General features: G+C 52.6%; 8 protein-coding genes and 1 pseudogene. 7 read left to right on the forward strand and 2 right to left on the reverse strand.

The window, feature by feature from the left end; translation table 11 throughout:
• From ACJHX7_RS20395 to ACJHX7_RS20405, 3 genes are read left to right on the forward strand one after another with little or no spacing between them, the layout of a single operon-like run.
• A complete protein-coding gene (locus tag ACJHX7_RS20395) occupies positions 1-1,452 on the forward strand; it encodes a PTS fructose-like transporter subunit IIBC (protein ID WP_000446000.1) in 1,452 nt (483 codons plus the stop codon).
• Positions 1,442-2,512 carry an aminopeptidase gene (locus ACJHX7_RS20400; RefSeq protein ID WP_022646368.1) on the forward strand — a complete coding sequence of 357 codons (1,071 nt, stop codon included), beginning with the start codon at positions 1,442-1,444 and terminating at the stop codon, positions 2,510-2,512. The genes ACJHX7_RS20395 and ACJHX7_RS20400 overlap by 11 nt, the downstream gene beginning before the upstream one ends.
• The gene (locus tag ACJHX7_RS20405) at positions 2,512-4,260 is read left to right on the forward strand and encodes a putative frv operon regulatory protein (protein WP_094030224.1); all 1,749 of its coding nucleotides are present in this window, start codon (positions 2,512-2,514) and stop codon (positions 4,258-4,260) included. The genes ACJHX7_RS20400 and ACJHX7_RS20405 overlap by 1 nt, the downstream gene beginning before the upstream one ends.
• Positions 4,261-4,309: 49 nt before the next feature.
• On the opposite strand, the pseudogene ACJHX7_RS20410 reads toward ACJHX7_RS20405, so the two are convergent.
• Together ACJHX7_RS20410 and fdhD are read right to left on the reverse strand one after the other, a co-directional pair.
• Positions 4,310-4,951 (reverse strand): annotated as a pseudogene (locus tag ACJHX7_RS20410) (YiiG family protein); the annotation flags it as partial.
• Between the two features lie 88 nt (positions 4,952-5,039).
• A complete protein-coding gene (gene fdhD, locus ACJHX7_RS20415) occupies positions 5,040-5,873 on the reverse strand; it encodes a formate dehydrogenase accessory sulfurtransferase FdhD (RefSeq protein WP_001540282.1) in 834 nt (277 codons plus the stop codon).
• Positions 5,874-6,066: 193 nt separating this feature from the next.
• On the opposite strand from fdhD, the gene fdnG reads away from it, so the two are divergent.
• The 4 genes from fdnG to fdhE are packed head-to-tail and all read left to right on the forward strand — an operon-like array spanning position 6,067 to position 11,590.
• Positions 6,067-9,117, forward strand: coding sequence for a formate dehydrogenase-N subunit alpha (gene fdnG, locus ACJHX7_RS20420; RefSeq protein WP_012602895.1), 3,051 nt, complete (start codon positions 6,067-6,069; stop codon positions 9,115-9,117).
• 12 nt (positions 9,118-9,129) lie between these two features.
• Complete coding sequence (gene fdoH / locus ACJHX7_RS20425; RefSeq protein ID WP_000331377.1) at positions 9,130-10,032, forward strand: formate dehydrogenase O subunit beta; 903 nt, start codon at positions 9,130-9,132, stop codon at positions 10,030-10,032.
• Positions 10,029-10,664 carry a formate dehydrogenase cytochrome b556 subunit gene (gene fdoI / locus ACJHX7_RS20430; protein WP_000829013.1) on the forward strand — a complete coding sequence of 212 codons (636 nt, stop codon included), beginning with the start codon at positions 10,029-10,031 and terminating at the stop codon, positions 10,662-10,664. The genes fdoH and fdoI overlap by 4 nt, the downstream gene beginning before the upstream one ends.
• A complete protein-coding gene (gene fdhE / locus ACJHX7_RS20435; protein WP_000027708.1) occupies positions 10,661-11,590 on the forward strand; it encodes a formate dehydrogenase accessory protein FdhE in 930 nt (309 codons plus the stop codon). Before fdoI ends, fdhE begins: the two co-directional genes overlap by 4 nt.
• Positions 11,591-11,964 lie beyond the last annotated feature (374 nt).

Consider the following 11,964-nt stretch of genomic DNA (forward strand, 5'->3'; position numbering starts at 1 on the left):
ATGGAGTCATCCTTACGTATTGTCGCGATCACCAACTGCCCCGCCGGGATCGCTCACACCTACATGGTGGCGGAAGCCCTGGAACAGAAAGCCCGTTCTCTCGGTCATACCATTAAAGTTGAAACTCAAGGATCAAGCGGCATCGAAAACCGCTTATCCAGCGAAGAGATTGCCGCTGCCGATTACGTGATTCTCGCTACCGGGCGTGGCCTGAGCGGTGATGATCGCGCGCGATTTGCCGGGAAAAAGGTTTATGAGATTGCCATCTCCCAGGCGCTGAAAAATATCGACCAGATTTTCAGTGAATTACCGACAAACTCACAACTTTTTGCCGCAGATAGCGGCGTGAAGCTCGGCAAACAGGAAGTGCAAAGTGGCAGCGTAATGAGCCATCTGATGGCGGGCGTCTCTGCGGCGCTGCCGTTTGTCATCGGTGGCGGTATCCTGGTGGCGCTTGCCAACATGCTGGTGCAGTTCGGTTTGCCGTATACCGATATGTCGAAAGGCGCGCCGTCGTTTACCTGGGTGGTTGAATCCATCGGTTATCTCGGCTTCACCTTTATGATCCCCATCATGGGCGCTTATATTGCCTCGTCGATTGCCGATAAACCCGCTTTCGCTCCGGCGTTTCTGGTTTGCTATCTGGCGAATGACAAAGCCCTGCTCGGCACCCAGTCTGGCGCGGGCTTCCTCGGTGCGGTGGTGCTTGGGCTGGCGATTGGCTATTTCGTCTTCTGGTTCCGTAAAGTGCGCCTTGGCAAAGCATTACAACCGCTGCTCGGTTCCATGCTGATCCCGTTCGTTACTCTGCTGGTTTTTGGCGTACTGACTTACTACGTTATCGGACCGGTGATGTCCGACCTCATGGGCGGGTTGCTGCACTTCCTGAACACCATTCCTCCGTCAATGAAGTTTGCGGCGGCGTTTCTGGTTGGTGCGATGCTGGCATTCGATATGGGCGGCCCCATCAACAAAACCGCCTGGTTCTTCTGCTTCTCTCTGCTGGAAAAACACATTTACGACTGGTACGCCATCGTCGGCGTTGTCGCGCTGATGCCGCCTGTCGCGGCGGGTCTTGCGACGTTCATTGCGCCCAAACTGTTTACTCAACAGGAAAAAGAAGCCGCCAGTAGCGCCATTGTGGTCGGTGCCACGGTCGCGACCGAACCGGCTATTCCTTACGCTCTGGCGGCACCACTGCCAATGATCACCGCCAATACGCTGGCGGGCGGCATTACCGGCGTGCTGGTGATCGCTTTCGGAATCAAACGACTGGCACCTGGTTTGGGTATCTTTGACCCGCTGATCGGCCTGATGTCGCCGGTAGGTTCGTTTTATCTGGTGCTGGCGATTGGCCTCGCGCTGAACATTTCATTCATTATCGTCCTGAAAGGATTATGGTTACGCCGCAAAGCCAAAGCTGCGCAACAGGAGCTTGTCCATGAACATTGAGTTACTGCAACAGTTGTGCGAAGCCAGCGCCGTCAGCGGCGATGAACAGGAAGTTCGCGACATTCTGATAAACACGCTGGAACCTTGCGTTAATGAGATCACCTTTGATGGTCTGGGCAGCTTTGTTGCCCGTAAGGGGAATAAAGGGCCAAAAGTTGCCGTTGTCGGGCATATGGATGAAGTCGGCTTTATGGTCACCCACATCGACGAGAGCGGTTTTTTGCGTTTCACCACCATTGGTGGCTGGTGGAATCAGTCGATGCTCAACCACCGGGTAACCATACGCACACACAAGGGAGTGAAAATCCCTGGTGTGATTGGTTCCGTCGCGCCTCATGCGTTAACCGAAAAGCAAAAGCAACAACCGCTGTCATTTGATGAGATGTTCATTGATATTGGCGCGAACAGTCGCGAAGAGGTGGAAAAGCGCGGCGTGGAAATTGGCGATTTTATTAGCCCGGAAGCCAATTTTGCCTGCTGGGGCGAAGATAAAGTGGTCGGCAAGGCGCTGGATAACCGCATCGGCTGCGCGATGATGGCTGAGCTACTACAGACAGTAAATAACCCCGAAATTACGCTGTATGGCGTCGGCAGCGTGGAAGAAGAAGTTGGGCTACGCGGGGCACAAACCTCGGCGGAACACATTAAACCGGACGTCGTGATCGTGTTGGATACCGCCGTAGCGGGCGATGTTCCGGGCATTGATAACATAAAATACCCGCTGAAACTGGGCCAGGGGCCGGGGCTGATGCTGTTTGACAAGCGCTACTTCCCCAACCAGAAACTGGTGGCGGCGTTAAAAAGCTGTGCCGCACATAACGATTTACCGCTGCAATTTTCCACCATGAAAACCGGAGCGACGGATGGCGGGCGCTACAACGTGATGGGCGGCGGGCGTCCAGTTGTCGCGCTGTGTCTGCCAACGCGTTATCTGCACGCCAATAGCGGTATGATTTCAAAAGCCGATTACGATGCTCTGCTCACGTTGATAAGGGATTTTCTGACCACCTTAACCGCGGAGAAAGTCAACGCGTTTAGCCAGTTCCGTCAGGTGGATTAATGCTAAACGAACGCCAGTTAAAGATTGTCGATCTGCTGGAGCAACAGCCACGCACGCCTGGCGAGCTGGCGCAACAGACTGGCGTTTCCGGCAGGACCATCCTGCGTGATATTGACTATCTCAACTTTACCCTCAACGGCAAAGCCCGCATCACTACCAGCGGCAGCGCGGGCTACCAACTGGAAATTTTTGAGCGTCGCAGCTTTTTTCAGTTGCTGCAAAAGCACGATAACGACGATCGGCTGCTGGCGCTTTTGTTGCTGAATACCTTTACGCCTCGTGCGCAACTCGCCTCGACGCTTAATTTGCCAGAAACGTGGGTAGCAGAGCGCCTGCCCCGCCTGAAACAGCGCTATGAACGCGGTTTTTGTCTCGCTAGTCGCCCTGGTTTGGGCCATTTCATTGATGAGACAGAAGAGAAACGCATTATTTTGCTGGCGAATCTTTTACGCAAAGATCCGTTTTTAATTCCGCTGTCGGGAGTAACACGAGACAATTTTCAACAATTAACCACCGCCTGCGAAAAGCAACGTCGCTGGCCGCTGATGCAAAGCGACTATCTCTCAAGCCTGATTCTGGCTATTTACGCGTTGCGTAATCAGCTTACTGACACATGGCCTGAATATCCCGGTAGCGAGATAAAACAGATCGTTGAATATAGCGGCCTGTTTCTTGGTGATAACGCTGTAAGAACGTTGACGGGGTTGATAGAAAAACAGCATCAACAGGCGCAGGTTATTTGTGTCGATAATGTGCTGGCATTGCTGCAAAGGGTGCCGGGCATTGCGTCATTGAATATTATTGATACGCAACTGGTTGAGAATATTACCGGGCATTTATTACGTTGCCTTGCCGCGCCGGTGTGGATTGGAGAGCACCGCCAAAGCAGCATGAATAACCTGAAAGCCGCCTGGCCTGCGGCCTTTGATATGAGTCTGCACTTTATTACGCTACTGCGTGAACAACTCGATATTCCCCTTTTCGACAGCGATCTGATTGGTTTGTATTTTGCCTGTGCGCTGGAACGGCATCAAAACGAACGCCAGCCGATCATTTTGCTCTCTGATCAGAACGCGATTGCTACTATTAATCAGCTCGTCATTGAGCGCGATGTCCTGAATTGTCGGGTGATTATTGCCCGCAGCGTAAGCGAACTGGTTGCCATTCGCGAAGAGATTGAGCCGTTATTGATCATTAATAACAGCCATTATTTACTGGATGATGCGGTCAATAATTGCATCACCGTAAAAAACATTATTACTGCCGCCGGTATCGAACAAATAAAACATTTTCTGGCGACGGCGTTTATTCGCCGGCAACCGGAGCGTTTTTTCTCTGCCCCCGGAAGTTTTCATTATTCGAATGTACGCGGTGAAAGCTGGCAACATATTACCCGGCAAATTTGTGCTCAATTAGTCGCACAACACCATATTACCGCCGATGAAGCGCAACGGATCATCGCCCGCGAAGGCGAAGGTGAAAACCTGATTGTTAATCGCCTCGCCATCCCACATTGCTGGAGCGAACAGGAGCGACGTTTTCGTGGATTTTTTATTACCCTCGCCCAATCAGTTGAGGTGAATAACGAAGTCATTAACCATGTTTTGATCGCCTGCGCCGCCGCCGATGCGCGTCATGAGCTAAAAATATTTAGCTATCTGGCAAGCGTATTGTGTCAGCATCCGGCAGAGGTTATTGCCGGGTTAACAGGATATGAGGCATTTATGGAGTTACTTCACAAGGGGTGAACTGTGTCGGATGCGCCGCATCCGACACTGCATTTATCATCAAAAACGTTTAACGCAGGCGATTATAATCATCGACCATTTCGTTGTACTCGCGTAATGCTCTCGGGAAAGAGTCTTCGACCATCCAGCTTGAGTTTGCGTCCTGAAGTTGCTCTTTATCCCAGTCAGAGTACGGGACTTTATCTCTGATGCGGCGAACGTATTTTTTAGCCTCGAGTTGATACTGGCCTGCCGAATTAATAAACGAGAAATTCATGCCGCCTTTATCCGCTTCTTTGGCCTGCGCCACCAGCGTTTCCAGTTCAGACACTTTCTTCATTGCCGCATCAACATCAAACTTCTCTTGCGATATCAGGTTATTAATTTGTTTCGCTGAAATCATGACTGCCAGAGAATAGTAGTGGAATGTTTTCCCTTCTCTTTCTTCAATATTTTTCAGTTCTGCAAGCTGGCGCTTATCGTTAATTTCCTGAATCGCCGCATGATAAGATTCTGCTACAGGTTCAAAGGCTTCAAGATTTTTTAAGAATGTCTGGTGCAGCGTTTTCCCTTTCGCAAACGCATCGTCTTTATAATTTTCCTGGGTGTAATATTTATCCATTTCGTTAATGGTATTACCCAACGCCACGGCAGCATCAATATAACTCACCGCCACGCCATCAATAGGTTGCAGCGCAGGCGTTAACGCCACTACACGCGTTTTGTTTATAAATAAAATAATAAAATTCACGAAATGAATAAGTCCTGCAATTTAATATATATCGCAGGACTTATTTTAATTAATTGCTCAAACGCTGCGGATGGGTATAAACCGTTGCCCGACCCGGTTTACAAAAACCTACCAGTGTCAGATTACAGCGCTCAGCCACTTCTACAGCAAGCGTGGTCGCGGCAGACACCGCAAACAAAATCTCTACGCCACACATCGCCGACTTTTGCACCATTTCATAACTGGCACGGCTGGAAACCAGCACCGCACCTTGCTGCCAGCTTTCCCCTTCTTGTGACCGGCGGCCTAACAGTTTGTCCAGCGCCACATGGCGACCCACGTCTTCATGCCCGCCGACCAGTTCGCCAGATGGCAACATCCAGGCGGCGGCGTGAGTACAACCGGTCAGTTGCCCCACTGGCTGAAAATCATTGAGATGACGTAATGCATCATCCAGTTTGTTGAGATCAAACGTCTGGGTGAACGGTAGCGGCTGCACCGGTTTTCCGATGTCATTAAGTTGCTCCACGCCGCACACGCCACATCCCGTACGTCCCGCCAGTGCCCGGCGACGCTCCTTCAACCCCATAAAGCGGCGGCTGGAAAGCTCAATTTGAACTTCAAGACCATTACAGGAAGGAACGACATCCATACCGAAGATATCGCGCGGACTTTCGATAATCCCCTCGGAAAGCGAAAAACCGAGCGCAAAGTACTCAAGGTCTTTGGGTGACGCCATCATCACTACATGCGAAATGCCGTTGTAGACCAGCGCAACGGGAACCTCTTCCGCCACCTCATCTAACCGTGGGTGTTGTAAATCATCACGCCGCCATAACTCAATTTGACGAACACCTGTGACACTTGTCACATTTTCGATTTCTTTTTGCTGTGTTTTTTTCACTTTCTCTTAACCAGATAAGAACACACACACCAACATTATGGTATTCTGTTACAAACCCTTCCTGGATGGAGGGAAATTGAGCCAATTCTGGACCTTTGCGGCCCCTTCCGCAAAGAAAAATAACTCCCACTCCCTGCACACGCAGCAAGCGAATGTAAATGGGACGTGACAATGTCGAAACAAGGAGCAATCCATGCAGGTCAGCAGAAGGCAGTTCTTTAAGATCTGCGCTGGCGGTATGGCAGGCACCACGGCAGCGGCACTGGGTTTTGCACCCAGCGTAGCACTCGCGGAAACCCGGCAGTATAAACTGCTGCGCACCCGCGAAACCCGTAATACCTGCACCTATTGTTCCGTAGGCTGTGGGCTGTTGATGTACAGCCTCGGTGACGGAGCAAAAAACGCCAAAGCATCTATCTTCCATATCGAAGGTGACCCGGATCACCCGGTCAACCGCGGTGCACTTTGTCCGAAAGGCGCTGGCCTGGTGGATTTCATCCACTCCGAAAGCCGTCTGAAGTTTCCGGAATACCGTGCGCCAGGTTCTGATAAATGGCAGCAAATCAGTTGGGAAGAGGCGTTTGATCGCATTGCCAAACTGATGAAAGAAGACCGCGATGCTAACTACATTGCGCAAAACGCCGAAGGCGTGACTGTTAACCGCTGGCTCTCCACCGGGATGCTGTGTGCTTCCGCGTCGAGTAACGAAACCGGCTATTTAACGCAAAAATTCTCCCGCGCGCTGGGTATGCTCGCGGTCGACAACCAGGCGCGTGTCTGACACGGACCAACGGTAGCAAGTCTTGCTCCAACATTTGGTCGCGGTGCGATGACCAACCACTGGGTCGACATCAAGAACGCCAACCTCGTCGTGGTGATGGGCGGTAACGCCGCTGAAGCTCACCCGGTCGGGTTCCGCTGGGCGATGGAAGCCAAAATTCACAACGGCGCGAAGCTGATTGTGATCGATCCTCGCTTTACACGTACGGCGGCGGTGGCTGACTACTATGCCCCTATTCGTTCCGGTACTGACATTGCTTTCCTGTCAGGCGTATTGCTGTACCTGCTGAACAATGAAAAATTCAACCGCGAATACACCGAAGCCTATACCAACGCCAGCCTGATCGTGCGTGAGGATTACGGCTTTGAAGATGGCCTGTTCACCGGCTACGACGCGGAAAAACGCAAGTACGATAAATCCAGCTGGACCTACGAGCTGGACGAAAACGGCTTCGCCAAACGCGATACCACGCTGCAACATCCGCGCTGCGTGTGGAACTTGCTGAAACAGCACGTTTCCCGTTATACGCCAGATGTGGTTGAAAACATCTGCGGTACGCCAAAAGACGCGTTCCTGAAAGTCTGCGAATACATCGCCGAAACCAGTGCTCACGATAAAACTGCCTCGTTCCTTTACGCGCTCGGCTGGACGCAACACTCCATTGGTGCGCAAAACATTCGTACGATGGCGATGATCCAGCTGCTGCTCGGCAACATGGGGATGGCAGGCGGCGGCGTTAACGCCCTGCGCGGTCACTCCAATATTCAGGGGCTGACCGACCTGGGGCTACTGTCGCAGAGTCTGCCAGGTTACATGACGTTGCCAAGCGAGAAGCAGACCGATCTGCAAACTTACCTCGCTGCCAACACGCCAAAACCACTGCTGGAAGGCCAGGTCAACTACTGGGGCAACTACCCGAAATTCTTCGTCTCTATGATGAAGGCCTTCTTTGGTGATAAAGCGACGGCGGAAAATAGCTGGGGCTTTGACTGGTTGCCGAAGTGGGATAAAGGCTACGACGTCCTGCAATACTTCGAGATGATGAAAGAGGGCAAGGTCAATGGCTATATCTGCCAGGGCTTTAACCCTGTTGCCTCATTCCCGAACAAAAACAAAGTGATCGGCTGTCTGTCGAAGCTGAAATTCCTCGTGACTATCGACCCGCTGAACACTGAAACCTCTAACTTCTGGCAGAACCACGGTGAACTGAACGAAGTTGACTCGTCGAAGATCCAGACCGAAGTGTTCCGTCTGCCATCGACCTGCTTCGCGGAAGAGAACGGTTCAATCGTCAACTCTGGTCGCTGGTTGCAGTGGCACTGGAAAGGTGCGGACGCCCCGGGGATTGCGCTGACTGATGGCGAGATCCTCTCCGGTATCTTCCTGCGCTTGCGCAAGATGTATGCCGAACAGGGTGGCGCGAACCCGGACCAGGTGCTGAACATGACCTGGAACTACGCCATTCCGCATGAGCCATCTTCAGAAGAAGTGGCAATGGAGAGCAACGGCAAAGCGCTGGCCGATATTACCGACCCGGCAACCGGTGCGGTTATCGTCAAGAAAGGCCAACAACTTAGCTCGTTCGCCCAACTGCGCGATGACGGTACAACCTCCTGTGGCTGCTGGATTTTCGCCGGTAGCTGGACGCCGGAAGGCAACCAGATGGCGCGTCGTGATAACGCCGATCCGTCTGGCCTCGGTAACACGCTGGGCTGGGCATGGGCATGGCCGCTTAACCGCCGCATTCTGTATAACCGCGCCTCCGCAGATCCGCAGGGTAACCCATGGGATCCGAAGCGTCAGTTGCTGAAATGGGACGGCACCAAATGGACCGGCTGGGATATTCCGGATTACAGCGCAGCGCCTCCGGGCAGCGGCGTAGGGCCGTTTATCATGCAGCAGGAAGGCATGGGACGTCTGTTTGCCCTCGATAAGATGGCGGAAGGTCCGTTCCCGGAACACTACGAGCCGTTTGAAACGCCGCTGGGAACTAACCCGCTGCATCCAAACGTTATCTCGAACCCGGCTGCGCGAATCTTTAAAGACGACGCCGAAGCATTGGGTAAAGCCGATAAGTTCCCGTATGTCGGAACCACCTATCGTCTGACCGAGCACTTCCACTACTGGACCAAACACGCGCTGTTGAACGCGATTTTGCAACCAGAGCAGTTTGTGGAAATCGGGGAGTCGCTGGCGAATAAACTTGGCATTGCCCAGGGCGATACTGTGAAAGTCTCCTCCAACCGTGGCTATATCAAAGCCAAAGCGGTAGTGACCAAACGTATTCGCACGCTGAAAGCAAACGGCAAAGATATCGATACCATCGGTATTCCGATTCACTGGGGCTATGAAGGTGTTGCGAAAAAAGGCTTTATTGCCAATACGTTGACGCCATTCGTCGGTGATGCGAACACGCAGACGCCGGAGTTTAAGTCCTTCCTTGTGAATGTGGAAAAGGTGTAACGGAGACGACATATGGCTTATCAATCGCAAGATATCATTCGTCGTTCCGCGACTAACGGTCTGACCCCCGCGCCTCAGGCGCGGGACTTCCAGGAAGAAGTGGCGAAACTCATCGACGTCACCACCTGTATCGGCTGTAAAGCCTGTCAGGTGGCGTGTTCAGAGTGGAACGACATTCGCGATACCGTCGGCAATAACATTGGGGTGTACGACAACCCCAATGATTTAAGTGCCAAATCGTGGACGGTGATGCGATTCTCGGAAGTGGAGCAGAACGACAAACTGGAATGGCTGATCCGCAAAGACGGCTGTATGCACTGTTCCGATCCAGGCTGCCTGAAAGCGTGCCCGGCGGAAGGGGCAATTATTCAGTATGCCAACGGTATCGTCGACTTCCAGTCCGAGCAGTGCATCGGCTGCGGTTATTGCATTGCGGGCTGTCCGTTCGACATTCCGCGCCTCAACCCGGAAGACAACCGCGTCTACAAATGTACGTTGTGCGTTGACCGCGTGGTGGTTGGGCAAGAACCGGCCTGCGTGAAGACCTGCCCAACGGGCGCGATTCACTTCGGTACGAAAGAGTCGATGAAAACGCTGGCGAGCGAGCGCGTGGCGGAGCTGAAAACCCGTGGTTACGACAATGCGGGTTTGTACGACCCGGCAGGCGTCGGTGGTACACATGTTATGTACGTGCTGCACCATGCTGACAAGCCAAATCTGTATCATGGCTTGCCGGAGAACCCGGAAATCAGCGAAACCGTGAAATTCTGGAAAGGCATCTGGAAACCGCTCGCAGCTGTTGGCTTTGCGGCTACCTTCGCAGCCAGTATCTTCCACTACGTGGGTGTCGGTCCGAACCGTGCGGATGAGGAAGAGAATAATCTGCACGAAGAGAAAGACGAGGAGCGCAAATGAAACGACGTGACACCATCGTGCGCTACACCGCGCCGGAACGTATCAACCACTGGATCACCGCCTTCTGCTTCATCCTGGCGGCGGTGAGCGGGCTGGGCTTTTTGTTCCCGTCCTTCAACTGGTTGATGCAAATCATGGGCACACCGCAGCTGGCGCGCATTCTGCACCCGTTTGTCGGCGTGGTTATGTTTGCCTCGTTCATCATCATGTTTTTCCGTTACTGGCATCACAACCTAATCAATCGGGATGATATCTTTTGGGCGAAGAATATTCGTAAGATCGTCGTCAACGAGGAAGTAGGTGACACCGGGCGTTATAACTTCGGTCAGAAATGCGTTTTCTGGGCGGCGATTATTTTCCTGGTTCTGTTGCTGGTGAGCGGCGTGATTATCTGGCGTCCTTATTTTGCGCCTGCTTTCTCAATCCCGGTGATCCGATTCGCGTTAATGCTGCATTCATTTGCCGCAGTGGCGTTAATTGTGGTTATCATGGTGCATATCTACGCCGCCCTTTGGGTGAAAGGCACGATTACCGCCATGGTGGAAGGATGGGTTACCAGCGCCTGGGCGAAGAAACATCACCCGCGCTGGTACCGTGAGGTCCGCAAGACAACGGAAAAGAAAGCTGAATGAGTATTCGCATAATCCCGCAAGATGAGCTGGGTTCGAGCGAGAAACGTACGGCGGATATGATTCCGCCGTTATTGTTCCCTCGGCTCAAAAATTTATACAACCGCCGCGCTGAACGTCTGCGCGAGCTGGCAGAAAATAATCCGCTGGGTGATTATCTGCGCTTTGCTGCGCTTATCGCCCACGCCCAGGAAGTGGTGCTGTACGACCATCCGCTGGAGATGGATCTGACTGCACGCATTAAAGAAGCCAGCGCACAGGGCAAGCCCCCGCTGGATATTCACGTTCTGCCGCGTGATAAGCACTGGCAAAAGCTGCTGATGGCGCTGATTGCTGAGCTGAAACCTGAAATGAGCGGCCCGGCGCTGGCAGTGATTGAGAATCTGGAGAAGGCATCGACCCAGGAGCTGGAAGATATGGCCAGCGCACTGTTTGCCTCTGATTTCTCGTCCGTCAGCAGTGATAAAGCGCCGTTTATCTGGGCTGCGCTGTCGCTCTACTGGGCGCAGATGGCTAATCTGATCCCCGGCAAAGCCCGCGCTGAATACGGCGAACAACGTCAATATTGCCCGGTATGTGGCTCTATGCCGGTGTCCAGCATGGTGCAAATTGGCACCACTCAGGGGCTGCGTTACCTGCACTGCAACCTGTGTGAAACCGAATGGCACGTAGTGCGCGTAAAATGCAGCAACTGCGAGCAGAGCGGCAAACTGCATTACTGGTCGCTGGATGACGAACAGGCCGCGATTAAAGCCGAAAGCTGCGATGACTGCGGCACTTACCTGAAGATTCTTTATCAGGAAAAAGAACCGAAAGTTGAAGCCGTGGCAGATGACCTCGCCTCTCTGGTACTGGACGCGCGAATGGAGCAAGAAGGCTATGCCCGTAGTTCCATCAACCCGTTCCTGTTCCCGGGTGAAGGGGAGTAATCTCTGACGTTTTCCGGGTGGCGCAGGTCGCCCGGATTACAGCTCATAGGGTGTGACGACACTATCTCTCGTATTCCGCGTTACCCATTCAAGATCATGCCGCAATTGTCTGTTTGCCTCGTTCTTCCCTCCAACACATCGATAAGGTTATGGGTATGTCACTGATGACAAGCGTATGATTGCCTGATGCGCTGCGCTTATCAGGCCTACCAATAAACTTCAATATATTGAATTTGCATGACTTTGTAGGCCGGATAAGGCGTTCTGAACTGCACCCCAAATGTTGGACATAATCTGACATCTGAAGGTGCAGTTTATGAAACATTCATTTGAAGTAAAACTTGCCGCTGTAAATCATTACCTGGCTGGTCATG

Source organism: Escherichia sp. WS1451, from assembly GCF_046487365.1.
GTDB classification, from domain to species: Bacteria; Pseudomonadota; Gammaproteobacteria; order Enterobacterales; family Enterobacteriaceae; genus Escherichia; species Escherichia coli.

Excerpts from the sequence above, each read along its gene's own strand:
- ACJHX7_RS20395 (WP_000446000.1), top strand. The coding sequence starts at position 1 with ATGGAGTCATCCTTACGTATTGTCGCGATCACCAACTGCCCCGCCGGG.
- ACJHX7_RS20400 (WP_022646368.1), top strand. The coding sequence starts at position 1,442 with ATGAACATTGAGTTACTGCAACAGTTGTGCGAAGCCAGCGCCGTCAGC.
- ACJHX7_RS20405 (WP_094030224.1), top strand. The coding sequence starts at position 2,512 with ATGCTAAACGAACGCCAGTTAAAGATTGTCGATCTGCTGGAGCAACAG.
- fdoH (WP_000331377.1), top strand. The coding sequence starts at position 9,130 with ATGGCTTATCAATCGCAAGATATCATTCGTCGTTCCGCGACTAACGGT.
- fdoI (WP_000829013.1), top strand. The coding sequence starts at position 10,029 with ATGAAACGACGTGACACCATCGTGCGCTACACCGCGCCGGAACGTATC.
- fdhE (WP_000027708.1), top strand. The coding sequence starts at position 10,661 with ATGAGTATTCGCATAATCCCGCAAGATGAGCTGGGTTCGAGCGAGAAA.